Source organism: Burkholderia crassaminum, from assembly GCF_964265005.1.
Taxonomy (GTDB): domain Bacteria; phylum Pseudomonadota; class Gammaproteobacteria; order Burkholderiales; family Burkholderiaceae; genus Burkholderia.
Genome location: NZ_OZ183800.1, coordinates 2,268,572 through 2,291,892, shown reverse-complemented (window position 1 = coordinate 2,291,892; position 23,321 = coordinate 2,268,572). Strand labels below are relative to the sequence as shown.

Genomic DNA, 23,321 nt, shown 5'->3' with positions numbered 1-23,321 from the left:
AAATTTATTGGTAAGCGATCGGCGAGCGAAGCGCGAAGATCGGCCGTCGTCATTTGCATGACAGCCCACCCTGATCTCCGCCACCATGAAGAACGCTTTCGTATCGTCAGCTGCGCGTCGAGCGCGTGGCATCCCTCATGCCGCTGCCGCGCTGCGTTGCATCGCGGCGTCGCTGCTGCTCGCCGGCGCGGCCACGCAGGCGCTCGCCGCGCCGGCCGGCAAGACGCTCGTGTATTGCACCGAAGGCAGCCCGGCCGGCTTCGATCCGGGCCAGCATACGACGAGTACCGATTTCGAAGCGAGCACGCTCACGGTCTACAACGAGCTCGTGCAGTTCAGGCGCGGCACGCTCGATCTCGAGCCGGCGCTCGCGACGAGCTGGGACGTGTCGCCCGACCAGCGCACGATCACGTTCCACTTGCGGCGCGGCGTGAAGTTCCAGACGACCGCGTGGTTCAAGCCGACGCGGCCGTTCCAGGCCGACGATGTCGTCTTCACGTTCCGCCGGATGCTCGATCCGGACGATCCGTTCCGCAAGGCCTACCCGGTCAGCTTCCCGTATTTCAGCGACCTCGGGTTCGACCGCAACGTCGAGCGCATCGACAAGGTCGACGACTACACGGTGCGCTTCGTGCTGAAGGCGCCCGACGTCGTGTTCGTGCGCAATCTCGCGATGGCGTTCGCGTCGATCCTGTCGGCCGAGTATGCGTCCCAGCTCGCGGCACGCCACCGCGAGGCCGACATCAACCAGTTCCCGGTCGGCACCGGCCCGTTCCTGCTGCGCACGTACCAGAAGGACGCGGTGATCCGCTACGACGCGAACCCCGATTACTGGAAACCGGACGACGTGAAACTCGCCCATCTCGTGTACGCGATCACGCCCGATCCGGCCGCGCGCCTGCAGAAGCTGGTGGCAGGCGAGTGCCAGGTATCGGTGTTCCCGCGCCCGGCCGACCTCGACACGGTGCGGCGCGACCCGAAGCTGACGTTGTTCTCGGGGATGGGCTTCAACGTCGGCTTCGTCGCGTACAACACGCAGCATCCGCCGCTCGATCGCGTCGACGTGCGGCGTGCGCTCGACATCGCGATCGACAAGTCGGCGATCATCAAGACGGTGTTCAACGGCGACGCGAAGATCGCGACGAACCCGATGCCGCCCGCGCAATGGTCGTACAACCCGCGCCTGAAGGATGCGCCGCGCGATCCGGCGGCCGCCAAGCGGCTGCTCGCGCAGGCCGGTTTCCCGAACGGCTTCGACCTGACACTGTGGGCGATGCCCGTGCAGCGCCCGTACAACCCGAATGCGCAGCTGATGGCTCAGCTGATCCAGCAGGACTGGGCAAAGATCGGCGTGCGCGCGAAGATCGTCAGCTACGAATGGGGCGAATACAACCGCCGCGCGAAGCACGACGGGCAGCACGACGCGATCCTGTACGGCTGGTCGGGCGACAACGGAGACCCCGACAACTGGCTCGGTACGCTGCTCGGTTGCGACGCGGTGCACGGCAGCAATCTCGCGAAATGGTGCAATCAGGATTTCGAACGACTGGTGGACGCCGCGCGCTCCAGTCCTGACGTCGCGAAGCGCACGGCGCTGTACGAACAGGCGCAGGTCGTGTTCAAGGATCAGGTGCCGTTCACGCCGATCGCGACGTCGATCGTGTCGCTGCCCGTGTCCAAGCGCGTGCACGGGCTGACGTTCTCGCCGCTCGGCGGGCACCGTTTCGACGGGGTCTGGCTGGATTGACGCACGGGCCGCGCGCACGCGCGGCCTGCGCTTCGTTCCGCGTGGCGTGACGGGAAAGACCGGCGCACCGCGGTGCGCCGGCTGCCGCCGGTTCAGTTGAGCGCGACCGCCGCCGCGGCTTCGACCGGCGAGCCTTCGAGCGCGACCGATGGCCGGCCGTCGGGGCCGACCGGCACATCGCCGGTGAGCGTCGTGCGATAGAGCTGGCGGTCGAAGTCGAGATCGAAGATGTCGACGGGCGCGAGATGCGCGGTCGCGCGGTTGTCCCAGAACGCGATGCTGCGCGGCTCCCACTTGAAGCGGATCGTGAATTCCGGTCGCGTCACGTGTTCCCACAGCAGTTCGAGCAGTGCCTGACTCTCGCGCGGCGTCAGCCCGACGATCGATTTCAGGAAGCTCGGGCTCACGTACAGCGCGCGTTCACCGGTCTCCGGATGCACGCGCACGAGCGGATGCTCGGTCACGAGCGGGCGGCGTTCGACCGCGTCGTCGAACGCATCGGTTGCGCGCGCGCCGGCCGGCGGCGTGAAGCGATGAATGCCGCGCAGGCCGTCGACGAAGCCGCGCAGCGGCGCGGACAGCGTTTCGTACGCCCGCACGAGGTTCGTCCAGTGCGTGTCGCCGCCGTACGACGGGATCGTCACGCCGCGCAGGATCGACGCCCACGGCGGGTTCACGGCGGCCGTCACGTCGGTGTGCCAGCCGGTCCACGGCCGGCGCACCGGTTCGCCTTCGAAGCGGGTTGCCTTGCGATGCTTCGCGACCGAATAGACGGCGGGATGCCCGTCGACGTGCCCGAACACCGGGTGGCCGACCGTCGGCTCGCCGAACTGCGCGGAGAACGCGACGTGCTGCTCGTGCGTGAGGAATTGCTCGCGGAAGAAGACGACGCGCCATGTCAGCAGCGCGGCGCGAATCGCCGAGATCTGCGGCGTGGTCAACGGTTGCGTGAGATCGACGCCGCGTATTTCCGCACCGATATGGGCGGACAGCGGGATCACGTCGACCGGCTGGGCGGCGGGTTCGAGTAGGGCGCTCATGCGACGCTCCTGGCGGAAGTGAAGGGGGCGCAGGGCCGACATCGTTGCGCGTGCATGCGTCGGTCCGATGGCGGGAACTGCATGGTCGGGTGTCCTGTGGCGGATAGCGGATAGCAGGGCAGGCGCGGCGGCGCGCACGGAACGGCGCCGCCGCGGGACGCTGGCGTTACTGCAGCGTCGCGCCCGGCCCCTTCAGCACGACGCTCTGGCGGCCGTCGATGCCGACCGGCACGTCGCCGTGCACGGTCGCTCGGCGCACGACGCGGCGCGCATCGCCGTAGTCGTTGATCGCGTAGTGCTGCGTCGCGCGGTTGTCCCAGATCGCGACGTCGCCTTCCTGCCAGTTCCAGCGCACGGTGTTCTCGAGGCGCGTCACATGTTCGTGGAACACCTGCAGCAGGTGTGCAGAATCCTGCGCCGACAGCCCCTTGAGCCGCTGCACGAAATGGCCGAGCACGAGCGTGCGCTCGCCGGTTTGCGGATGGACGCGCACGACCGGGTGCTCGGTTTCGTAGACGGTCGACGTGAACACTTCGCGGTAGCGCTTCAGTTGCGTATCGTCGGCGTGCACGTGCGTCGACGCGTAGTCGTACGCGTTGGTATGCAGCGCCCACAGCGTGTCGGCGAGCGCGCGCAGCGGGTCGGGCAGGTTCGTGTAGGCGGCGGCCGTGTTGGCCCACACGGTATCGCCGCCGAACGGCGGAATCACGACCGCGCGCAGGATCGAGATCTTCGGGTACGCATCGACGAACGTCACGTCGGTGTGCCACGAATTGGCGCGTGCGCCGTGTGCGGAATCGAGTTCGAGCAGGTGCGCGCTGCCGTCGACGGACGGCACGGTCGGGTGGGCGACGGTATCGCCGAAGCGGCGTGCGAACGCTTCCTGCGCGGTGTCGTCGAGATGGTGCTGGCCACGGAAGAACAGCACCTTGTGGCGCAGCAGCGCGGCCTGGATCGCGTCGAACGTCGCGTCGTCGAGCGTGCCCGACAGCCGCACACCGGCGATCTCGGCGCCGATCCGGCCGGCGACCTGGCGAAGCTGGAGCGGGGCGGCGGCCGTGCGCGGCGCGGCGTGCGAAGCATGCGAAGACGGTTGAGCGGCGTGCTGGACTTCGGACATCGGGAGTCTCCTGGAGTCGGGTCGGTCGAGTCTCCATTCAAGCAGGGACCGTGCGCAACCGGAACCGATGAATCGTCACAACCTTAGCGTGCGCGCAGCGACGATCGATATGCATCGTCATGCTGAGCAAATCGGCGCGCCACGCGTGCTACCACGCGAGCCGCCATTCGCCGATCCGGTGCGGGCGCGGCGGGTCGATGCGCTTGCCGCCCGGGCGATCGTCGTCCGGTGGTTCGCTGTCGTCGAAACCGGCGAGCACGGTGTCGCGCAACCGCGCGAATTCCGGCGAATCGCGCCGGCGCGGGCGCGGCAACGCGACATCGACGATGCGCTCGATGCGGCCCGGACGCGGCGCCATCGTCACGACGCGGTCGCCGAGATACACGGCTTCGTCGACGTCGTGCGTGACGAGGATCATCGTGATGCGCTCCTGCTCCCAGATACGCAGCAGTTCGTTCTGCATCCGCGCGCGCGTCTGCGCGTCGAGCGCGCCGAACGGCTCGTCGAGCAGCAGCACGCGCGGGCGGTTCACGAGGCCGCGTGCGATCGCGACGCGCTGCGCCATCCCGCCCGACAGCTGGTTCGGATACGCATGCTCGAAGCCGTTCAACCCGACGAGTGCGATGTGATCCGCGACCGCGCGGCGCTTCGCGGCCGCGTCGAGCGGTGCGTTGCGCAGTGCGGCCTCGATGTTCTGCGCGACGGTCAGCCAAGGGAACAGCCGATGATCCTGGAACACGATCCCGCGCTGCAGCGACGTGTCGCGCACGCGTTCGGCGCCGGTACGGATCTCGCCCGCGTAATCGGTGTCGAGCCCGGCGATCAGCCGCAATAGCGTCGACTTGCCGCAGCCGCTCGCGCCGACGATCGTGACGAATTCGCCGGCGCGCACGTGCAGCGACACGTCGTCGAGCACGGCGAGCACGGTGCCGCGTTGCGCGTAGTGCTTGCTCACGTGGAGGATGTCGAGCGAATCGGAGGCGAGGGTCGTCATGGCGGTGCGAGGATGGAGGTGGGGGAAGGAAAGGGCGATCAGTGCCGCAGGTCGCCGCGCCGGGCCAGCACCTTGCGCTCGATCGCACGCGCGATCGCGTTCAGCGCCCAGCCGGTCACGCCGACGACGATGATGCCGAACAGCACGAGATCCATCCGGAACTGCTCGCTGCCGTCGATCAGCGTGTTGCCGATCCCGCTGCCGGCGACCAGCAGGTATTCGGCGCCGAGCGTCGCGAGCCACGAATAGATCAGGCCGAGATACAGCCCGGTGAAGATCGACGGCAGCGCGGCCGGCAGGATCACGTAGCGGACGAGCTGGAGCCGCGAGTAGCGCAGCGCGCGGGCGACGTCGACATACGCGCGCGGCACCGCATGAATGCCGTCGCAGGTATGCGCGGCGACGGGCAGCAGCGCGGCGAGCGACAGGAACACGACCTTGGCGACGTCGCCGAGGCCGAACCACACGGAAATCAGCGGAATCCACGCGAACAGCGAGATCTGCTTGAACGTGTCGAAGCTCGGGCCGACCATCCGCGCCGCGATGCGCGACAGCCCGAGCGCGGCGCCGAGCAGCAGCCCGCCCGCCGCGCCGATCGCGAAACCGCAGGCTTCGCGCGCGAGCGACGCGGACAGCGCGCGGCCGAGCGCGCCGCTCGTGGCTTGCGCCCATGCGGTGCGCAACACGTCGGCCGGGCCGACGAGCAGCCCGCTGTTCACGAGGTGCGCGGACGCGATGGCCCACCACAGCGCGAACGCGACGAGCGGCAGGACGAAGCCGCGCCAGTCGGGCGCATGCAGGCGGCGGGCGGCCGTGGCGGCCGGCGGTGTAGCGTCCGGCGAGGCGGAATGCGTCACGGGAGAATCTCCTTCGGTTGCGCGGTCTGGGCGAACGGTTCAGCCGCGGAACGCGGACGGCACGCCGCGGCGCAGGCGCGCCTCGAGTGCGTCGAGCAGCCGGTTGATCAGCAGGCCGACCGCGCCGACGACGATCACGGCGGCCATCACGAGATCGAGCTGGAACAGTTGCCGCCCGTACACGATCAGGTAGCCGAGCCCTTCGGATGACGCGACGAGCTCGACGACGACGAGCGCGAGCCACGACTTCGTGAATGCGAGCCGCACGCCGGTCGCGAGCGTCGGGATCGCGGCGGGCAGCACGACGTGCACGATGCGTTGCCGGCGCGTGTAGCCGAAGACGCGCGCGACTTCGTCGAGCGCGGGTGGTGTCTGGCGAAACCCTTGCAACGTGCTCAGCGTGACGGGGACGAGCGCCGCATGCGCGATCAGCAGGTACTTGAGCGGTTCGCCGACGCCGACGAGCAGCAGCAGGAACGGCAGCCAGCCGAGCACCGGAATCTGCACGAGCGCGTTGAAGCTCGGCAGCACGTAGGCTTCCAGCGTGCGCGACAGGCCGAGCGCGACGCCGGTCGAAAAGCCGAGCAGCGTGCCGGCGGCAAACCCGACCAGCACGCGCTGCAGGCTGACCAGCGTGTGGCGTACGAGATCGCCGCTCGTCGCGAGATCCGCGAGTGCGTCGAACACGCGCGCGGGCGGCGGCAGGATCTGCGGCGCGATCCAGCCGCGCGCGCTGCCGATGCTCCACAGCGCGAACAGCAGCGCGGGCAGCAGCCACGGCGCGAGCCGCCACGACCACCGTTTCACGTTCGCCGCCCGGTGCGGCGGCGCGGCAAGCGCGGCGAGCGTACGAGGCTCGGAGGACGGGACGGAAAACGCGGTGTCGCTCATCGGGGCGGGTCCGGGTCAGGAAAGGGGCTTGCCGGCCGCGTCGTAGCGTTGCCAGTAGCTTTCGAGCTTCAGCGTGCGCAGCGCGTTGTCGAGATACTTCGGCTCGAACCAGCCGTCGACGTCGACCGGCTGGCGGATCAGCTTCAGCGCGAGCGCATCCTGCGCGACGGACTTGTAGCGCGCGACGACGAACGGATCGATCAGCGGCGACAAGCGGTCCTTCAGGCGCTGGTTCGCATAGTCGGCCTGCCACGACGAAACCGGCACGCCGCTCTTCGCCCACAGCTTGAACAGCGCATCGCGGTTCGCCTCGTCGGACGACCATTGCGCGCCTTTCACGAGCGCGGTGACGACGCGCTGCACGATGTCCGGATGCGCGCGCTCGAAATCGTCGAGCACGAGCAGGTGGGTCTGGCGCGTGAGCTGCGGGCCGTCGTTCTGCGATTCGTAGATGATCTTCGCGAGCCCCGCGTCGCGCAGCTTGTACAGCTGGTAGTCACCCACCGACGCGTCGATGCCTTTCGACGCGAGTGCGGCGAGCGAGCTCGCGGCGTCGAGGTTGATCACGCGCAGGTCGCGTTCGCCGAGGCCGTTTTTCGCGAGTGCGTTGTCGGCGACGAGCTGCAGGTTCGTGCCGCGGAAGATCGACACGCGTCGGTCCTTCAGGTCCTTGATCGAGCGGATGGTGGAGTCGGGCGGTACCGCGATCTTGACGCCCGAGCGCACGCTCGTGGCGAGCAGCAGGTGCGTCTTGATCCCGTTCGCACGCGCGAGCACGGCGGGCAGGTCGCCCTGGTACGCGAAGTCGAGCGCCTTGTTGGCGATCGCCTCGTTGACGGCCGGCCCCGCGCCCTTGAAGAACAGCCACTGCACCTTGATGCCGTCCGCCGCGAACTCCTTTTCGACGAGCTGCTGCAACTGCGCGGTGGCGGCGCTCGATCCGCCGAACGTCGGCGGATCGCCGGCGCCTTGCTGGGCGACGCCGATGCGGATGGTGGCGGGTTTGTCGGCGTGCGCGGCGGCGGCCGGCAACGCAATGAGGGACGCGATGAACAGCGATCGCAGCAGGCGCAGTGGAAGCATGAATCGATGGATCCGGAACGTTGGGGAGCGAGGCCGGGCCGCAGCCCGTCGGGGCATTCTCGATGACGTGCCGGGGGCGGACAAGAAACGATTTGAACTATGCTTATCGGCGCTTTGCGGGTTGCCGCGCCGGGCGTTGCGTGCTTTGCGGACGAGAACCGCATTCACATGCATTGGACATTCATTCAGGATTCCAATCATGTCGATTGAAACCGGATGCTGAATCAGGCAATTGCCGATTGGAAAAACGATTTGGACGAGCGTGGATTCGCGTGCGGATCGCTTGCCGAATCAGGGCGGAAAGACGGGAGGCGAGTAATCGGGGGAATGTGATGCGAACCCGTTATTTTTGCCGGAATGGCATGCTGGACGTGGCGAGACGTGCGCATGCGGATCGGCGCGGCATGCCCATAAATCGAATGGAAACGGTTCGATTTCCGGTCGCTAAATCATGCGCGGCAACAGTAGCAACACCTGTGCCGATATGCGAACCATGCGCAATGCCGCGAGGAAAAATGACCGTAAATGAACGATAAGGCTTTCATCGTTGCAGGGTGAAATCCATAAATGCATTCCGACGCCAAATAATTTGAATTCACCTGAAAAATTGTCTATACCCTAGACGAATCAGCGCGGTTGCATCGTGCGGGGAAGACCGCACCGAGGATGCAGGCACGCAACGGTCGAAGTCATCGTTGCACGCCGCGTATGGTAGGGATCGAGAGAATTCCGGGGGATGCGAACGACCCAGTGCCAGGGTCGCCCGCATGCATCGCAATGGGCGAATGTCCTGCGCAAACACCGGAGCAACGGAGCGTCTTTGCGTTCAACGGTCGGTCACCGACCCGTTACACGGAGGTTGCCATGCTGCAATACGTCAAGTCCCTGCTGCGTGACGAACGCGGCGTCAGCTCGCTCGAATACGCCGTGCTGGCCGGTATCGTCGTGGTCGCGCTGGCGGCGGTCGGCGTGATCCTCAGCAGCACCAGCGGCGGCTTGCCGAGCGTGTTCTCGTCGCTGATCAGCAAGGTGACGAGCCTGATCTGATCCCCTGAACCCGCGCGCCGCCGACGAACACAGGGATCCGCAGCGGTAGAACGTATCCGGCCGGGGCGTGTCGACGGACGGCTCTCCCATGCTCATTCTCGTGCAGTCGGTGGCCACGGTCTTGCTGGCCTCGCTCGCCGCGCAGGATCTGCGCGTCCGGCGCCTGTCCAATCGCGCGGTGCTGGTGTTCGCGGTGCTGTATTTCGTCGCGGCGGCGCTCGCGCGCGACGGGCTCGCGCCGCTGGCCGCGCATGTCGCGACCGGCGCGGCGATGCTGCTGCTGTTCGGCGGCATGCGCCACGCGGGCTGGATCGGCGGAGGCGACGTCAAGCTGGCGGCGGCGGTATGCCTGTGGGCCGGCCCGGCACTGGTGTTTCCGGTGCTGACGAGTGTCGGCGCGGGCGGTGCCCTGTGCGGCGTCGCGTGGCTGGCGTTGCGGCCGCGGCGCGCCGCGCCGGTCCGCACGGTCGCTGCTCGCGGCGTGCCGTACGGCGTTGCGCTCGCGCTCGGCGGTACGCTGGCCGTCTGGGCGTCGTTTCCATACACGGTTTCACTGACCTAGCCGGGGGGACGCACGCCGCCATGCCCAAACCGCTGAGACTGGCCGTGCTCGTCGTTGCCGCCGGCATCGGTGCGTTCATGCTGCGCGAACTGTACGTCGCCGCGTCGACGCCGTCGGTGCACGCCGAAACGGATCAGGCGCGCGTGCGGGTCGCCGCCGCCGATCTGCCGGAAGGGCTGCTGCTGCGCGACAACGATCTGGCGTGGCAACGCATGCCGCGCGCTCAGGTGCCGGCCGGCGCGTTCGTCGAGTCGCAGCCGGGCGCGGACCTGAAGGGCGCGCTGCTGCGCAGCCACGTCGGCGCGGGCGCACCGATTCGCGTCGAGAACGTGATCCCGGCCGGCGCGCCGGATTTTCTCGCGGCCGCGCTGCAACCGGGCATGCGCGCGATCTCGGTGCCGGTCGACGACGTGTCGGGCAACGCGGGGCTGATCCAGCCGGGCGACTTCGTCGACGTGTTGCTGACGCAGCAGATCGGCGGCTCGGCGACGTCGCCGGGCACGTTCGAAGCGGAGACGGTGGTGCGGCGCGCGCGCGTGCTCGCGGTCGGTTCGGAATTCCAGCGCGCGAAGGCGGCCGCGAGCGCACCGGACGCGACGGCGCGTGCGCGCACGGTCACGCTCGAGGTCGCGCCGCGCACCGCGCAGGTCGTGCTGGTGGCGACCCGCCTCGGCTCGCTGTCGCTCGCGCTGCGCAGTTTCGCGACCAGCGACCGGCGGCAACCGGCAGGGGGCGACGCGCAGGAGTCCGATTCAGAGCCCGATACGCAACCCGTATGGGCCGGCGACGTGTCGCGCGCGGCCCGCGAGGCCGCACGCGAGCCGTCCGCCGGGGCGGATACGGGCGCGCGGCCGGCGTGGCGCAACAACGCGGTCGTGATCTATCGCGGTTCGTCGGTCGACGACGGATCGCGTGGCGGCGGGACCGGCACGCCGGGCCTGCCGCCGCTGCCGACCGGGCTGCCGTCCTGGCCGGCGATGCCCGCGACACCGGGCGGTGCCAATGTCGCGGCGGAGACGACTGCGCCGCCGCCGGGCGCGACGGCGCAGTGACGGTTTGACGATTCGGGCCGGCCGCCCGGCGGCCGGCATTTGACGGGAACACGCATGGTGCGCATGGTTCGTTGGATCGCTTTCCTGGGCCTGGCCTGCGGCATCGCGTCCGGGGGCGCCGCCGCGCAGGTCGCGCGGGCGCCGGACGTGGGCGCGGCGCTGTCGATCGCGACCGGCAAGGGGGAACTGCTGTCGCTGCCCGAGCCCGCGACCGCGATGTTCGTCGCCGATCCGGCCATCGCGGACATCCAGGTGCCGTCGCCGCGTACCGTGTTCGTGTTCGGCAAGAAGGCGGGCACGACCACGCTGATCGCGCTCGGCGCGAACCATCGCCCGATCCTGCGCAAGACGGTGATCGTGCAGGTCGACACGGCGTCGCTGCAGGGTGTGCTCGACAGCCGCTTTCCGCAACTGAAGCTGGCGGTGTCCGGTGCACCGGGCTCGCTGATGGTGTCGGGCAAGGTGCCGAGCGCGGCCGACGCGGACGCCGTGATGCAGTCGCTCACGCCGTACCTGCACGACAAGGAAAAGATCGTCAACCGGCTCACGCTGTCGCGCCCGATCCAGGTGAACCTGCGCGTGCGGGTGACCGAGGTGAGCCGCAACATCACGCAGCAGCTCGGCATCAACTGGAGCGCGCTGGGCGGCGCCGGCAACTTCGTCGGCGGCCTGTTCAACGGGCGCACGCTGTTCGATCCGACGACCAGCCTGTTCAACCTGTCGCCGACGGGCGCGTTCTCGGTGCTCGGCGGATTCCGCGCGGGGCGCTGGTCGATCGACGTGGTGCTCGACGCACTCGACCAGGAGGGCCTGATCACGATGCTCGCCGAACCGAACCTCACCGCGATGTCCGGCGAGACCGCGAGCTTCCTCGCGGGCGGCGAGATTCCGATCCCGGTTGCGCAGGCCGGCTCGTCGACCGGCGCGATCACGGTCGAGTTCAAGCCGTTCGGCGTGTCGCTCGATTTCACGCCGACCGTGCTCGCCGACAACCGGATCAGCCTGAAGGTGCGGCCCGAAGTGAGCGAGATCGATACGACCAACAGCGTGACGACCGGCGGCGTCAAGGTGCCGGGGCTCACGGTGCGGCGCGTCGAGACGACGGTCGAGCTGTCGAGCGGGCAGAGCTTCGCGATCGGCGGGCTCCTGCAGAGCCAGACGGCCGACACCGTGTCGCAGATCCCGGGGCTCGGCCGGCTGCCGATCATCGGCCGGCTGTTTTCGTCGAAGAACTTCCAGGACAACAAGACCGAGGTGGTCGTCATCGTCACGCCGTACATCGTGCAGCCGGCCGGGCCCGGCCAGCTCGAGCAGGCGATCGACACGGTCGCGCGGCCGAGCAGCGACCTGGAGTTCGCGGTGCAGCGCAACCTGGGGCTCGACCTGCTGTCGGGCGATACGCCGCGCCTCGTCGGCGCCGCGGGCTTCGTGTACTGAACCGGAGGTGCGCGCATGCGAACCCGACCGACCGTTGCCGTACTGCTGCCGCTGGTGCTTGCGGGCTGCCTGTCGGCGCCGCCGCCGGTCAACCTGCCCGATGCGCGGTCGATCGGCTTCGACGGCGCGCACGCGGTGGCGCCCGATTGCGCGAAGCTCATGCAGCCTTCGCATCTCGTCGACGCGGGGTTCGCGCGGCCCGGCGTGCCGTTCGGCTGCGCGACCTACTCGAACCTCGCGGCGATGCTCGCGCGGCCGGAGGATCTCGTCGCGCCCGTGCCGTACGGCGGCGCGGACGCGCAGACCGCGGCCGACGCGGTGCGCCGCTACGTCGAGGATCGCGTGAAGGAGCCGACGCCCGGCAAGGCGCTGACGACCGGCTCGCCCAGCCATTGAACGCACCCGGATGCCATCACGATGCCGCCCATGAACCTCCTCGATCGTCAGAGCGCCCGGCGCGCCGCGTCCACGGGCGCGGCCGATCTCGTCGCGGTCGTCGCCGATTCGGGCAGCGAGGACGTGATACGCCGCGTCACGCAGGAGCTGTCGATCACGCGTACCCACTTGCAGCCAGGCACGTGCGACGATGCGATCCGGCTGCTGCAGCAGTACGAGCGTTCGCCGCGCCAGCTCGTCATCGACGTGTCGGATTCGGTGCTGCCGGTGTCGGACCTGATGCGGCTCGCCGACGTGTGCGATCCGTCGGTGCGTGTCATCGCGATCGGTACGCAGAACGACGTCGGGCTGTTCCGCAACCTGCTCGGCATCGGCGTGCAGGACTACATCGTCAAGCCGCTGACCGTCGAGCTGATGCGGCGTGCGCTGACGGCGACGGAATCGGTCGTGCAGGCGCGCACCGGCAAGGTCGTCAGCTTCGTCGGCGCCCGCGGCGGCGTCGGCGCGACCACGATCACGGTGAGCCTCGCGCGCTTCCTGGCGGGCGAGAAGCGCCGCCGGGTGGCCTACGTCGACCTGAACCTGCATGGCGGCGGCGCGAACTCGATGTTCGGGCTGTCCAGCAACAACGGGCTGATCGAATTGCTGAACATGGCGCAGCGCCCCGACGACGCGTTGTTCGAGCGCATGTTCGTCACGAAGGGCGACCGGCTGCACGTCCTGTCCGCCGAGCTGGCGTACGGTGCCGACGTGCCGCTGGCCGACGAGGCCGTCGCGCGCCTGGTCGACATGCTGAAGGACCGCTTCCACTACGTGCTGTTCGATGTCGGGAGCAGCGCGGGCAAGCTGCTCGAGGACGCGCTCGTCGCGTCCGATCTCGTCCACGTCGTGGTCGACCGCTCGGTGCACGCCGCATACGAGGCCGCGCGGCTCGTGCGCTTCGTGCGGGAACTGCCCGGCGAGCGGCTGCTGTCGATGGTGCTGAACAACCCGCTCGCGCCTGTCGCCGGCCGCGTCGAGCCGGTCGATTTCGAGGAGGCGTTCGGTGGCGCGACGCTGCACGAACTGCCGCACGAGCCGCAGACGCTCGCGGTTGCCGAGAACCTCGGCGAGCCGATCGAAGGCGCGAAGCGGCATGGCTTCGTGGACCAGATCCGGCAGCTCGCGAACGGCATCACCGGCGAGCCGATGGCCGTCGCCGAGCCGTGGTTTGCGCGGCTCGCCAAGTGGAGGAAGCGATCGTGACGTTCGGGACCCGCAACCGGCCGCCGGCGGACCCCGTGCCGGCCGCGACGCCCGCCGTGGCGCACGAGGAGCCCGCAGCGGCCCCGGCTCCGACATCGACCACGGTAGATGCACCGGCACCCGCACCCGCGCCCGCGCCAACGTCGGCCCGCGCACCCGTGGCGGCCGATACCCACGAGGCGCTGATCCGGTCGAGCAAGTTCGACGCGATCCGCCACGCGGTGTTCACGTCGATGAACATGTCGGCGGCGTTGATGAAGACGCGCGACGAGGTGCGCGCGGGCATCGAACAAGTGGCCGCGCACACGGTCGATCGCGAGCGCCTGAAGATCACGGCCGGCGAGCAGGTGCTGATCGTCGATGCAATCCTGAACGACATGTTCGGCGTCGGGCCGATCGAGCCGCTGCTTGCCGACGACACGGTCACCGATATCCTCGTCAACGGGCCCGACCAGGTGTACGTCGAGCGTGCGGGCCGGCTCGAGCTCACGTCGCTGAAGTTCCGCGACGACGCGCACGTGGCGAGCGTCGCGCAGCGGATCGCGGCGGCGGTGGGGCGGCGCGTCGACGAGAGCAGCCCGATGGTCGATGCGCGACTCGCCGACGGCAGCCGCGTGAACGTCGTGCTGCCGCCGATCGCGATGCGCGGCCCGTCGATCTCGATCCGCAAGTTCGCGAAGCGCGACATCACGCTCGCGCGGATGGCGCAGCAGGGCAACATCTCGCCGCCGATGCTGCAGGTGCTGAAGGTCGCGTGTGCGTGCCGGCTGAACATCGTGATCTCGGGCGGCACCGGCTCGGGCAAGACGACGCTGCTCAACGCGCTGTCGCAGCACATCGAGCAGCACGAACGGATCGTGACGATCGAGGATGCGGCCGAGCTGCAGCTGCTGCAGCCGCACGTCGTCAGCCTCGAAACCCGCCCGGAAAATACCGAGGGGCTCGGCGGGATCTCGCAACGCGATCTCGTGCGCAACGCACTGCGGATGCGGCCCGACCGCATCATCCTCGGCGAGATTCGCGGCCCCGAGGCATTCGACGTGCTGCAGGCGATGAACACGGGGCACGACGGCTCGATGACGACGATTCACGCGAATTCGCCGCGCGATGCGATCAGCCGGCTCGAGAGCATGGTCATGATGGCGAACGCGAACCTGCAGCTGCTGTCGATCCGGCGCCAGATCGCGAGCGCCGTGCACCTGTTCGTGCAGATCGAGCGGATGCGCGACGGCGTGCGGCGCGTCACGCGGATTACCGAGATCGTCGGGATGGAAGGCGAGGTGGTCATCACGCAGGACCTGTTCGCGTTCCGCCAGGAAGGCGACACGACGCGCGACTCGGTGAAGGGGGTGTTCGACGCATCGCCGTTGCGGCCGGGATTCACAGCGCGCGCCGCGTATTACGGCGTCGAGGATGCGCTTGCCGAGGTATTCCGGCAATGAGGGCGGCCGACCTGTTCGCGGCGGGCGCGTTCGTGATGATCCTCGCGATCGGGCTCGTGCTGTCGTCGCTGTTCGATCGCGCGAGCCAAACCCCGGCCCAGCGCATCCGCGCACGGATGCGCCGGCTGTCGCCGTCGCTCGCCGGGCGCGACGCTCACGCGTCCGCCACGCCCGGCGTCGCGCTGTTCAACCTCGAACGCCGGCAAGGCCGCGTGCGCGCATGGGTGCAGCGCCGCGTGACGCGGGTGCTCGCGGTAGGCGGCAAGGGCGGGGTGAGGATCGTCGTCGCGAGCACGATCGCCGGCGCGATTGCGGCGATCGTCGCGGTGAAGCTGATCGGGCCGCCGGACTTCCTGCGTCCGTTGATTTACGTCGGGTTGCCGCTGGTCGCGATGCGCGCCAGCTACCGTGCGCTGGTCGACCGTTTCCGGATCCGCTTTCTCGAAGCGTTCCCCGACGCGATCGACGTGATCGTGCGGGCCGTGCGCGCGGGCATTCCGGTCACGCAGGCGATCAGCATGGTCGGCGACAGCGCGGCCGAGCCGGTGCGCGCGACGTTCCGCTCGATGGGCGACAGCCTGCGCGTCGGCGCGGATCTCAAGGACGTGCTGACGCAGTCGGCGGACCGGCTGATGATCGCGGACTTCTCGTTCTTCACCGTCTACCTGCTGCTGCAACGCGAGACCGGTGGCAGCCTCGGCGAAACGCTCGACGAGCTGTCGAGCATCATCCGCACGCGCCGCGACATCCGCCTGAAGACCCGCGCGCTGACCGCCGAAGGGCGCATCACGACCAACATCATTTCGGCGGTGCCGTTCGTGATGATCGGCGCGCTGTTCCTCGTGAACCGCGACTACGTGATGCTGCTGTTCACGACGCACCCGGGGCACACGATGCTGACGCTGGCGGCCGGGTTGCTGACGGTCGGCCTGCTGGTGATCCGCAAGATCTCGAAACTGGATACCGCGCGATGACGATGTCGATACTGGCCGCCCGCGGCCTCGAGTTGCTGTTGTTGCTTGCCTGTGTCGCGATGGCGCTCGCCACGCCCGGCGGCGGCACCCGCCAGCGGATCGCCGCGCGCGTGCGGCAGGCGGCCGGGCAGCACCCGCCGGCACCGGTGGCGGGGTGGCTGCAGCCGGGGGGCGTGCGCCTGGGCCTGACGCGCCGGCTCGCGCAGTTGGGCGAACGGCTGCCGGTGCTCGACCCGATGCAGCGCGTGAAGCTCGGCCTGCAACTGACGCGCGCGGGCTTTCGGGAGCGCCGCGCGGTGTCGTCGATGATCGGGATCAAGCTGAGCTGCGGCGTGCTGTTCGCGTGCGGCGCGATCGCGTTCAGCCCGCTGATTCCGCGCTTCGGCGAATACTTCGTGATCCGGGCGCTGGCGATGGTCGCCGCGTTCGTGGTTGGCGTGATCGTGCCGGAATACGTGCTCGGCGCGATGATCCGGCGGAGGCGGCGCGTCATCGCCGCGTGCTTTCCGGACGCGCTCGACCTGCTGGTGATCTGCACGATGGCCGGCAACAGCCTCGCATCGGGCATCCGGCGCGTCGCGCACGAACTGTCGCGCATCTGCCCGCCGCTCGCCGACGAGCTGACGGTGTGCGCGGACGAGCTCACGCTGAGCGGCGACGTGTCCGCAACGCTCGCGCATTTCGCGATGCGCGTCGATTTCACGTCGGCGCGCTCGCTCGCGACGACGCTCACGCAGTCGCAGCGGTTCGGCACGCCGATCACGCAGGCGCTGCGCACCCTGTCGCGTACCGAGCGCACCGAGCAGATCGTCGCGCTCGAGGAACGGGCCGCGAAGCTGGCGCCGAAGATCACGCTGCCGATGATGCTGTTCATCCTGCCGACGGTGTGCCTGATCGCGGCGGGCCCGGCGGCGATTCGCCTGCTCGAGGTATTCAGATGACACGATCCGTCGTACGTGCGCTCGCGCTCGCGGCCGTGCTGCCGGTGCTGGCCGGCGGCTGCGCGCCGGGCATCCAGACGCGGCCGGCGCTGTCGCACAAGAGTGACGACCCGCAGGCCGAGCTGCGCATCGCGGACAGCGCGCTCGCCGGCGGCAACGTCGATCTCGCGTCGACGCTGTACGAGAAGGTGCTCGCGAAGTATCCCGATTCGCTCGCGGCGCGCCTGGGGCTCGGCGACGTCAACTACCGCGCGGGCGACCTGGAGCGCGCGCGGATCCTCTACGACGAAGCGCATCGGCAGGCGCCCGCGGAACTCGGCCCGCAGCTCGGGCTCGCGCGCGTCGCGTTGCGGCAGCGCCGTCTCGACGAAGCCGCGCAGCGCTATCGCGACCTGCTGGCCGCGCAGCCGAACCATCCGCTCGCGGCGGAAGGGCTCGGCACCGTGCTCGACCTGCAGGGGCGTCATGCCGATGCGCAGGTCGTGTATCGCGAGGCGCTGCGCGTGCACCCGGACGCGCAGGGGCTGCGCGTCGACCTCGGGCTGTCGCTCGTGCTGAGCAACCGGCCGCGCGAGGGCGTGAACGTGCTGCTCGACGTCGCCGGGCTGCCGTCCGCGCCGTGGCAGGCGCGCCAGAACCTCGCGTTCGCGTACGGCGTGCTCGGCAACACCGATTCGGCGAAGAAGCTGCTGTCCGCGGATTTGCCGGCGTCGGCGGTGGCCGACAACCTGCGCTTCTACCAGGCGGTGCGCGCGCGGCTTGCGTCGCGCGGGGGGGCCGGCGGCGCGGCGTCGCTGTCCGGTGCGGCGCTGGAGCCGGGCGTCGCCCCGTCGGGTGCGGGGGCCGCAAAATGACACGCGGGGCGATGGGCGCCCGCCGCACGCGCGGCGTCGTGTCTCTCGAATTCGTGCTGATGCTGCCGTTCCTGCTGATGGTGCTGATCGGCATCATCGACACGAGCCTGATCCTGTGTGACAAGGCCGTCATCACGAACGCGAGCCGCGAGGCGGCGCGGGCCGGCATCGTGCTGCGCGTGCCGATGCTGACCACGACGCAGATCGCCGGCATTGCGCAGACTGCCATGCAGAACAGCCTGATCACCGGCGGCACCGCGACGACACCGGCGGTGACCGTGACGCAGGCGAACGGCACGACGTCGGGTACCGCGCTGACGGTGACCGTGACCTACACGTATACGGGGCTCGTGCTGGGTTCCGCGTTCAGCGCGCTCACCGGCCCGGTGACGGTCTCGGCGACGTCGGTGATGCTCTATGAATGACGTGAGCGCAACCCAACCCGCCGGCCCGGCGCGGCAGCGCGGTTCGGTCGCGCTGTTCTTCCTGCTGTTCCTGATCCCGCTGCTGTCGTTCGGCGCGCTGGCGATCGACATCGCGTGGGTGGTGACGGTGAACAACCAGTTGCAGAACGCGGCCGACGCGGCCGCGATCGCGGGGGCCGATGCGATGATGTCGTCGAGCGGCGGCGCAGTGAACTGGTCGCTGGCCGCGCCTGCGGCGAACGGCGTGATCGCGCAGAACTCCGCGGCCGGTGCGGCGCTGTCGACCGGCACGGTGACCACCGGCTACTGGAACGTCACGCGCAGCCCGGCGACCATGCAGCCGACGACCATCACGCCCGGCACGTACGACGTGCCGGCGGTGCAGGTCACCGTGTCGCGCGCACCCGGCGTGAACGGCGGCTCGATTCCGCTGCTGCTCGGCGGGCTGCTGGGGATTACCGGCGCGTCCGGCAGCGCGACGGCGGTGGCGGTGCTGGCGGCGCCGGGCGGGGTGGCGCCCGGCGGGCTGTTTCCGGTTGCGATCGACCAGTGCATTTACAACCTGTACTGGAACGCGGCGACCAACCAGCCGCTGATCAATCCGCTGACGGGCTCGCCGTACGAATTCACGATCACGAACGGCCTGGCCTATGGCCTGCTGTGCACGGGCGGGCAGTGGACGTCGTTCCAGTCGAGCGCGACCGACACGTCGACGATTTCGGGGCTGATGGCGACCGGCAATCCGACGACGCTCAACATCGGCGACAGCATCAACCTCGCGACCGGCTCGAAGACGGCACTCTACGCGTCGGTGCCGGTCGGCACGACGGTGTTGCTGCCGGTCGTCACGCAGACCGCGACCAGCACCACCGTGCCGATCGTCGCGTTCGCGCCGTTCCATATCGACGTGTCCCTCGGCGGCTCGTACAAGTACATCCAGGGGCACTTCGTCGCCGGCGTGAAGATGACGGGCGTCGGGACCGGCGTCGGGCCGTACTACGGCGTCTACGTGCCGCCGCGGCTGGCGTTGTGAGCGCGCAGGTCGGTGCGCCGCAGCAGCACGAGGAGCGCGAACAGCGTCACGACCGGGCCGATCTGCGGCCATTGCAGCCACGGGTTCAGGTATTCGAGGATCGGCAGCAGCCACATGAGCGCGATTGCCGTCTGTTCGCCGCGCAGCCAGCCGTCCTGCCAGCCGGCTGCCAGCATGCACGCGATCGCGATGCCGAGCCACACGAGCTCGTAGTGCCACACGTACGGGTTTGCCGCGAGCGTCGCGACCGCCAGCACGGCCGCGCGCAGGCGGATGTCGCGCGAACGCGTCCACACGATGCAGGCGGTTGCGATCGCCAGTGCCGCGATGCACGCCTGCGCGGCATACGCGAGCCCGGGCGACAGGCCCGCTAGGCGAAAGGAGGCGAACGGCGCCGGCGACGCGAGCCAGAGCACGACGCCTTGCTCGAGAAGGAGCGACCGCGCGAGCGCTGCACCGGCGACGAACCGGTGCAGCGATTCGACGCCGCAGACCACGACACTCAGCGCGGCGAACGCGGTGGTGGCAAGCGCGGCCCACGCGATCGTGCGCCAGGCGCGCGTGGCGACCAGCACGAACGGGAACACCAGCGCCATCTGCGGCTTGGCCGACAGCAGGCCGATGCAAAGGCCGGCCCACATTGGCCGACGGTCCGCCCAGCAGACGGCCAGCGCCGCGCACGACGCGGTCAGGAATGCGTTCTGCCCGAACATCCCGGTCACGAACACGCACGGGGCGGCGACCAGCGCGAACCCGCCGACGCGCGCTGCGCCGGGAATCGCGCCGAGGCCCGATACGCGCGATGCGGCGAACCCGAACACGACGACACCGAACGCGACGAACAGCGGATAGCCGATCGCAAAGGGCAGCAGCGCCAGCGGCGTCACGAGCAGCAGGTTGGTGGGCGGGTACAGCCACGCGACGAGGTCGTCGCGGCGGAACTGCGGGAACAGCTCGGCTGCCAGCCGCGAGAAGGTCGGCAAGTCGTACGCTTGCCACGGCGAGCCGTGCAGCATCACGTACGACGCCGACCAGAACACCGCGTAGTCGGCGCCCGGGCGCGACAGGGCCGTGGTGGGCGCGTGACGGACGACGGATACCCAGATCGCGACGAACAGCGCGTAGCACGCGAGTGCGACCGCGCTGTACGCAACGACGCGCCGGGGTGTCAGCCATGCGCGGACGGGATGGTCCGCCGAGCGCACCGATTGCCGGAGGAGATCCATGCGTCGTGTGCGCGGTTACTTGACGGAGGCTTTCCGCGCACCGTGGCCGGCGGCGGACGCGGGAAGCGGTGCCCTGCGGCGGGCCGCGTGCGTGCGCTTGAGCGGGAACTGCAGCAGCGTCGACCCCGGATGCGCGGCGGCATCCCGCTGGGCGCGGTAACGGCGCCGCACGAGATAGACGGGCCGCTGCTTCGACTCGTGGTAGATGCGGCCGAGGTATTCGCCGATCACACCGATGCCGATCAGCTGGATGCCACCGACGAACAGCATCACGGAGATGAGGGACGCGTAGCCGTGCACGGGGTTGCCGAACAGCAGCGTGCGCATGACGATGAAGGCGCCGTAGATGAACGAGAGGGCGGCGAATGCGAGGCCGATGTAGGTCCATACGCGCAGCGGCACGGTGCTGAAGCTCGTGATGCCTTCGAGCGCGAAGTTCCAGCGCCGCCATCCGGAGAATTTCGAGCGGCCGCCGCTGCGCGGCGCACGCGTGTATTCGATGATCTCGATGCGATAGCCGACCCACGCGAACAGGCCCTTCATGAAGCGCCGCCGCTCGGGCAGCGCGCGCAGCGCGTCGACGACCTGGCGGTCCATCAGCCGGAAATCGCCGACGTTCTCGGGCATCTCGACTTCGGAGAGGCGGTTGTGCACGCGGTAGTAGAGCGCGGCGGCCACGCGCTGCATCAGCGGATCGCACATGCGGTCGGTGCGCTTCGCGGCGACGACCTCGGCGCCGGCGAGCCAGCGTTCGATCATCGCGGGGATCAGCGCGGGCGGATCCTGCAGGTCGGCGTCGATCAGGATCACGGCGGTGCCGGCGGCTTCGTCGATGCCGGCGGTGAGCGCGGCCTCCTTGCCGAAGCGCCGGGTGAGATCGACGATGCGAACGCGCGAGTCGCCGGCGGCGAAGTCGATCAGCCGGTCCAGCGTGTCGTCGCGGCTGCCGTCGTTGATGCAGACGATCTCGAAGCGCACCGTATCGATCGATTCGAGGATCGGCAGCGTGGCCGCAAAGAATGCGTCGATTGCTTCCGCCTCGTCGTGGAACGGTACGACGAGCGATACCAGCGGCTTTCTGGCGTGCGCGGACATGCGTCCCCCGAGAGATCCGGCCTGCGCTGCGCCGTATGGATCAGGTCGTCGTCCGCTGCAGGCCGGACGACAGGCGTTCTGATCATTGTAGGCAGGAATCGGGGATTCGTAACACGAATTGATGCGGGCGCGGCGGCGGGCGCGAACGATAACGGAGCGTCCCTCGACTGGCGAGCCGTGCGCGCAGCAGCACGAGCAGCGCGATCGACGTCTCGAGCGGCCCGATCTTCGGCAGATGCATGGCGCCGCCGTGACAGCGTGCGCGGGTTGGCGCGGGGGAGGGATTTCAGCGATACGGCAGGCCGTTGCGGCGCCATCGGCAACCGCAACGGCCGCATGCGCAACGGTTAGCATGTCGATTCAACGACGACGATGACGGAGACAGTCATGCAAGTCCGGGAACTGACAGGTGCACCGCTGGATTACTGGGTCGCGGTCGCGGAAGGCCATGACGCCCCGCGCGCCGATATATCCGGATGTACGTCGATTCGCACGGCGGGCGATGCGCCGGTTCCGTTCGCACCGTCGACCGCGTGGACGGACGGCGGCCCGATCGTCGAGCGCTTGCCGTTCGCCGCATTCGAGCGCGACGGCGGGCGCGGCGCGTGGCGGGCCGTGCTGCACCGCGCGGTGCCGGCCGCGGGCGAGCGTTGCACGTTCAACCAGTCGGGGCCAACGCTGCTGGTCGCCGCGATGCGCACGCTCGTCGCCTCGACGTTCGGCGACGACGTGCCGGACCTCGATATGGCGCGACCACGCTGAACGCAGTCGCACACGGCATCGTTCAGGCGGATAGGTTTCGGATCGCGATCGATGCGACATCGACGCGCCGCGGCAGGATCGCGTCGGTTGCCGCGCGATCGGCGACACGCTGCAGCACGTCGATGTCGGCCCCGCTGAGGCTGCGTTGCGCGAGTGCGGCCCGGTGCGCGATGTCGGTGGCCGCGTCGGGCGGCAGGCGCGTGAGCGACGCATAGACGTTCGCATAGTCGGCGGGATGCGCGAGCGCCCATTGGCCCGCGCGGGCGAGCCGCGCCAGCACGTCCGCCAGCGCCGCGCGCTTTGCGCGATCGTCGAGCGTTTCGACCGGCGACGTGAGGAACGCCAGCCCGGAGTTGATGCCGTTGCCGTCGCGGACGATGCGCGCGCCGCGCCGTACCGCATGCCCGTAGTACGGGTCGAACGTCGCCCAGATGCCGATCCGTTTCGCCTCGAACGCGGCGAACGCGTCGACGGGCAGCACGAAGCGCACGTCGACGTCGCGCGGCGCGAGGCCGTGTTCGCGCAGCGCGCCGTACAACTGGTACTGCGAGATGCTGCCGCGCGCGGACGACACGACGACGGTTTGCCCTTTCAGGTCGGCGACGGCGCGGACCGGCGATTCGGGCTGCACGACGATGCCGAGCGACGCCGGCGAGCCGACGCGCGTCGCGACGATCCGCAACGACGGGTCGCCGAGCGCGGCCGTCAGCACGGGCAGGTCGCCGGCCGGCGCGAGATCGATCGCGCCCGCGCGCTGCGCTTCGAACAGCGGCGCGGCACCCTGGAAGTTGGCCCAGCGGAACCGGTAAGGCGTGCCGTCGAGCACACGCGCGGCTTCGGCGAGCGCGCGCAGGCCGCCGGCCTGGTCGCCGAGCACGAGCGTGACGCCCGACAGGTCGGCGCCGGCCGCATGGGCGGGGAGCGCGAGGCCGCCGGCGAGCGGCGCGGCGGCGAGGGCGGCAAGACGCTGCAGCACGCGGCGGCGCGCTGGGGCGGAGGATGGGTTCATCGGCGGTGTGTCCTCGGTCATCCGCGCGCAGGCGGCGCGGCTGCCGGTCAGGTTACGGAATCGGTTTCCGGCCGACAAACATCGAATCG

Annotated in this window: 23 protein-coding genes; 14 read left to right on the top strand and 9 right to left on the bottom strand. The window is 69.5% G+C overall.

The window, feature by feature from the left end:
- Positions 1–85 precede the first annotated feature (85 nt).
- Positions 86–1,747, top strand: coding sequence for an ABC transporter substrate-binding protein (locus ACPTTF_RS27245; RefSeq protein WP_423368969.1), 1,662 nt, complete (start codon positions 86–88; stop codon positions 1,745–1,747).
- Positions 1,748–1,839: 92 nt separating this feature from the next.
- Here the strand turns inward: ACPTTF_RS27245 and ACPTTF_RS27240 are convergent, their stop codons facing one another.
- The 6 genes from ACPTTF_RS27240 to ACPTTF_RS27215 form a co-directional block, all read right to left on the bottom strand.
- The gene (locus ACPTTF_RS27240) at positions 1,840–2,787 is read right to left on the bottom strand and encodes a TauD/TfdA dioxygenase family protein (RefSeq protein WP_423368968.1); all 948 of its coding nucleotides are present in this window, start codon (positions 2,785–2,787) and stop codon (positions 1,840–1,842) included.
- A 166-nt stretch (positions 2,788–2,953) separates the two neighbouring features.
- Positions 2,954–3,907, bottom strand: a complete 954-nt coding sequence (locus ACPTTF_RS27235; protein ID WP_166953539.1) for a TauD/TfdA dioxygenase family protein — start codon at positions 3,905–3,907, stop codon at positions 2,954–2,956.
- Between the two features lie 148 nt (positions 3,908–4,055).
- Entirely contained in the window at positions 4,056–4,901 is an 846-nt protein-coding gene (locus tag ACPTTF_RS27230; RefSeq protein ID WP_423368967.1) for an ABC transporter ATP-binding protein, read from the bottom strand.
- Positions 4,902–4,939: 38 nt separating this feature from the next.
- Positions 4,940–5,758 (bottom strand): ABC transporter permease, encoded by an 819-nt coding sequence (locus ACPTTF_RS27225; RefSeq protein WP_423368966.1) that lies wholly within the window; start codon positions 5,756–5,758, stop codon positions 4,940–4,942.
- 39 nt (positions 5,759–5,797) lie between these two features.
- Positions 5,798–6,649, bottom strand: a complete 852-nt coding sequence (locus ACPTTF_RS27220; protein WP_423368965.1) for an ABC transporter permease — start codon at positions 6,647–6,649, stop codon at positions 5,798–5,800.
- A 15-nt stretch (positions 6,650–6,664) separates the two neighbouring features.
- Positions 6,665–7,732, bottom strand: coding sequence for an ABC transporter substrate-binding protein (locus tag ACPTTF_RS27215; protein ID WP_423368964.1), 1,068 nt, complete (start codon positions 7,730–7,732; stop codon positions 6,665–6,667).
- A gap of 864 nt (positions 7,733–8,596) precedes the next feature.
- On the opposite strand from ACPTTF_RS27215, the gene ACPTTF_RS27210 reads away from it, so the two are divergent.
- The 12 genes from ACPTTF_RS27210 to ACPTTF_RS27155 all read left to right on the top strand — a co-directional run bounded on the left by ACPTTF_RS27210 (position 8,597) and on the right by ACPTTF_RS27155 (position 19,140).
- Entirely contained in the window at positions 8,597–8,779 is a 183-nt protein-coding gene (locus ACPTTF_RS27210; protein ID WP_166953529.1) for a Flp family type IVb pilin, read from the top strand.
- An 88-nt stretch (positions 8,780–8,867) separates the two neighbouring features.
- Positions 8,868–9,341: an A24 family peptidase gene (locus ACPTTF_RS27205; RefSeq protein ID WP_423368963.1), complete on the top strand. Its 474-nt coding sequence runs from the start codon at positions 8,868–8,870 to the stop codon at positions 9,339–9,341.
- A 20-nt stretch (positions 9,342–9,361) separates the two neighbouring features.
- Positions 9,362–10,393, top strand: coding sequence for a Flp pilus assembly protein CpaB (cpaB, locus tag ACPTTF_RS27200; protein ID WP_423368962.1), 1,032 nt, complete (start codon positions 9,362–9,364; stop codon positions 10,391–10,393).
- A 54-nt stretch (positions 10,394–10,447) separates the two neighbouring features.
- On the top strand, positions 10,448–11,830 hold the full coding sequence (locus ACPTTF_RS27195; protein WP_423368961.1) for a type II and III secretion system protein family protein: 1,383 nt from the start codon (positions 10,448–10,450) through the stop codon (positions 11,828–11,830).
- 15 nt (positions 11,831–11,845) lie between these two features.
- Positions 11,846–12,226 carry a CpaD family pilus assembly lipoprotein gene (locus ACPTTF_RS27190; protein WP_423368960.1) on the top strand — a complete coding sequence of 127 codons (381 nt, stop codon included), beginning with the start codon at positions 11,846–11,848 and terminating at the stop codon, positions 12,224–12,226.
- 21 nt (positions 12,227–12,247) lie between these two features.
- Positions 12,248–13,471, top strand: a complete 1,224-nt coding sequence (locus tag ACPTTF_RS27185; RefSeq protein ID WP_423368959.1) for an AAA family ATPase — start codon at positions 12,248–12,250, stop codon at positions 13,469–13,471.
- Entirely contained in the window at positions 13,468–14,913 is a 1,446-nt protein-coding gene (locus ACPTTF_RS27180; RefSeq protein ID WP_423368958.1) for a CpaF family protein, read from the top strand. Before ACPTTF_RS27185 ends, ACPTTF_RS27180 begins: the two co-directional genes overlap by 4 nt.
- Entirely contained in the window at positions 14,910–15,887 is a 978-nt protein-coding gene (locus tag ACPTTF_RS27175) for a type II secretion system F family protein (protein WP_166953515.1), read from the top strand. Before ACPTTF_RS27180 ends, ACPTTF_RS27175 begins: the two co-directional genes overlap by 4 nt.
- Complete coding sequence (locus tag ACPTTF_RS27170) at positions 15,884–16,828, top strand: type II secretion system F family protein (protein WP_423368957.1); 945 nt, start codon at positions 15,884–15,886, stop codon at positions 16,826–16,828. The genes ACPTTF_RS27175 and ACPTTF_RS27170 overlap by 4 nt, the downstream gene beginning before the upstream one ends.
- Positions 16,825–17,682, top strand: coding sequence for a tetratricopeptide repeat protein (locus ACPTTF_RS27165; protein ID WP_423368956.1), 858 nt, complete (start codon positions 16,825–16,827; stop codon positions 17,680–17,682). Before ACPTTF_RS27170 ends, ACPTTF_RS27165 begins: the two co-directional genes overlap by 4 nt.
- A complete protein-coding gene (locus ACPTTF_RS27160; RefSeq protein WP_423368955.1) occupies positions 17,679–18,107 on the top strand; it encodes a TadE/TadG family type IV pilus assembly protein in 429 nt (142 codons plus the stop codon). The genes ACPTTF_RS27165 and ACPTTF_RS27160 overlap by 4 nt, the downstream gene beginning before the upstream one ends.
- Positions 18,100–19,140 (top strand): TadG family pilus assembly protein, encoded by a 1,041-nt coding sequence (locus ACPTTF_RS27155; protein WP_423368954.1) that lies wholly within the window; start codon positions 18,100–18,102, stop codon positions 19,138–19,140. Before ACPTTF_RS27160 ends, ACPTTF_RS27155 begins: the two co-directional genes overlap by 8 nt.
- On the opposite strand, the gene ACPTTF_RS27150 is transcribed toward ACPTTF_RS27155, so the two are convergent.
- Complete coding sequence (locus ACPTTF_RS27150; protein WP_423368953.1) at positions 19,113–20,366, bottom strand: glycosyltransferase family 87 protein; 1,254 nt, start codon at positions 20,364–20,366, stop codon at positions 19,113–19,115. The genes ACPTTF_RS27155 and ACPTTF_RS27150 overlap by 28 nt on opposite strands.
- Before the next feature lie 15 nt (positions 20,367–20,381).
- Positions 20,382–21,461, bottom strand: a complete 1,080-nt coding sequence (locus tag ACPTTF_RS27145) for a glycosyltransferase family 2 protein (protein WP_423368952.1) — start codon at positions 21,459–21,461, stop codon at positions 20,382–20,384.
- A 387-nt stretch (positions 21,462–21,848) separates the two neighbouring features.
- On the opposite strand from ACPTTF_RS27145, the gene ACPTTF_RS27140 reads away from it, so the two are divergent.
- Positions 21,849–22,223, top strand: a complete 375-nt coding sequence (locus ACPTTF_RS27140; RefSeq protein WP_423368951.1) for a phage protein NinX family protein — start codon at positions 21,849–21,851, stop codon at positions 22,221–22,223.
- A 22-nt stretch (positions 22,224–22,245) separates the two neighbouring features.
- On the opposite strand, the gene ACPTTF_RS27135 is transcribed toward ACPTTF_RS27140, so the two are convergent.
- Positions 22,246–23,232 carry an ABC transporter substrate-binding protein gene (locus ACPTTF_RS27135; protein ID WP_423368950.1) on the bottom strand — a complete coding sequence of 329 codons (987 nt, stop codon included), beginning with the start codon at positions 23,230–23,232 and terminating at the stop codon, positions 22,246–22,248.
- Between the last annotated feature and the right edge of the window lie 89 nt (positions 23,233–23,321).

Coding starts and splice junctions, on each gene's coding strand:
- ACPTTF_RS27240 (WP_423368968.1), bottom strand. CDS start 2,787: ATGAGCGCCCTACTCGAACCCGCCGCCCAGCCGGTCGACGTGATCCCG.
- ACPTTF_RS27165 (WP_423368956.1), top strand. CDS start 16,825: ATGACACGATCCGTCGTACGTGCGCTCGCGCTCGCGGCCGTGCTGCCG.
- ACPTTF_RS27145 (WP_423368952.1), bottom strand. CDS start 21,461: ATGTCCGCGCACGCCAGAAAGCCGCTGGTATCGCTCGTCGTACCGTTC.
- ACPTTF_RS27220 (WP_423368965.1), bottom strand. CDS start 6,649: ATGAGCGACACCGCGTTTTCCGTCCCGTCCTCCGAGCCTCGTACGCTC.
- cpaB (WP_423368962.1), top strand. CDS start 9,362: ATGCCCAAACCGCTGAGACTGGCCGTGCTCGTCGTTGCCGCCGGCATC.
- ACPTTF_RS27205 (WP_423368963.1), top strand. CDS start 8,868: ATGCTCATTCTCGTGCAGTCGGTGGCCACGGTCTTGCTGGCCTCGCTC.
- ACPTTF_RS27235 (WP_166953539.1), bottom strand. CDS start 3,907: ATGTCCGAAGTCCAGCACGCCGCTCAACCGTCTTCGCATGCTTCGCAC.
- ACPTTF_RS27215 (WP_423368964.1), bottom strand. CDS start 7,732: ATGCTTCCACTGCGCCTGCTGCGATCGCTGTTCATCGCGTCCCTCATT.
- ACPTTF_RS27135 (WP_423368950.1), bottom strand. CDS start 23,232: ATGAACCCATCCTCCGCCCCAGCGCGCCGCCGCGTGCTGCAGCGTCTT.
- ACPTTF_RS27175 (WP_166953515.1), top strand. CDS start 14,910: ATGAGGGCGGCCGACCTGTTCGCGGCGGGCGCGTTCGTGATGATCCTC.
- ACPTTF_RS27245 (WP_423368969.1), top strand. CDS start 86: ATGAAGAACGCTTTCGTATCGTCAGCTGCGCGTCGAGCGCGTGGCATC.
- ACPTTF_RS27155 (WP_423368954.1), top strand. CDS start 18,100: ATGAATGACGTGAGCGCAACCCAACCCGCCGGCCCGGCGCGGCAGCGC.
- ACPTTF_RS27170 (WP_423368957.1), top strand. CDS start 15,884: ATGACGATGTCGATACTGGCCGCCCGCGGCCTCGAGTTGCTGTTGTTG.
- ACPTTF_RS27140 (WP_423368951.1), top strand. CDS start 21,849: ATGCAAGTCCGGGAACTGACAGGTGCACCGCTGGATTACTGGGTCGCG.
- ACPTTF_RS27160 (WP_423368955.1), top strand. CDS start 17,679: ATGACACGCGGGGCGATGGGCGCCCGCCGCACGCGCGGCGTCGTGTCT.
- ACPTTF_RS27190 (WP_423368960.1), top strand. CDS start 11,846: ATGCGAACCCGACCGACCGTTGCCGTACTGCTGCCGCTGGTGCTTGCG.
- ACPTTF_RS27230 (WP_423368967.1), bottom strand. CDS start 4,901: ATGACGACCCTCGCCTCCGATTCGCTCGACATCCTCCACGTGAGCAAG.
- ACPTTF_RS27150 (WP_423368953.1), bottom strand. CDS start 20,366: ATGGATCTCCTCCGGCAATCGGTGCGCTCGGCGGACCATCCCGTCCGC.
- ACPTTF_RS27210 (WP_166953529.1), top strand. CDS start 8,597: ATGCTGCAATACGTCAAGTCCCTGCTGCGTGACGAACGCGGCGTCAGC.
- ACPTTF_RS27185 (WP_423368959.1), top strand. CDS start 12,248: ATGCCGCCCATGAACCTCCTCGATCGTCAGAGCGCCCGGCGCGCCGCG.
- ACPTTF_RS27195 (WP_423368961.1), top strand. CDS start 10,448: ATGGTGCGCATGGTTCGTTGGATCGCTTTCCTGGGCCTGGCCTGCGGC.